The organism is Streptomyces sp. P17 (assembly GCF_032436805.1).
Classification (GTDB): Bacteria; Actinomycetota; Actinomycetes; order Streptomycetales; family Streptomycetaceae; genus Streptomyces.
Genome location: NZ_JAVRBF010000975.1, coordinates 1 through 264, shown reverse-complemented (window position 1 = coordinate 264; position 264 = coordinate 1). Strand labels below are relative to the sequence as shown.

At 66.7% G+C, this 264-nt stretch carries 1 protein-coding gene; it reads right to left on the bottom strand.

Annotation, left to right across the window (positions count from 1 at the left end):
• Window positions 1-264 (bottom strand): 2-dehydropantoate 2-reductase N-terminal domain-containing protein (locus RMT89_RS43625; protein WP_315889301.1); only part of this gene is annotated, 264 nt, incomplete at both ends.

Sequence of the window (264 nt, the reverse complement as noted above, 5' to 3'; positions counted from 1 at the left end):
ATTGGCCGCCCAGCACCCGCGCCGATCCGAATTTCGCGTTCAACGCATCGATATGAGCCATTCCGTTGAGCAGCGGCAGGATGCTGGTGTCGGGGCCTACGGCGGCGGCGAAGGACGCAATCGCGTCGGCAAGGTCGTAGGCCTTGCAGCTCAACACGATGAGATCGTAGGGCGCGGCCAGCTGGTCGGCGGTAACGAGGCGGGGCGCAGCAAGGCTGACGTCGCCCATCGGGCTCTTCACCACCAGGCCCTGCGCGAGCTGCG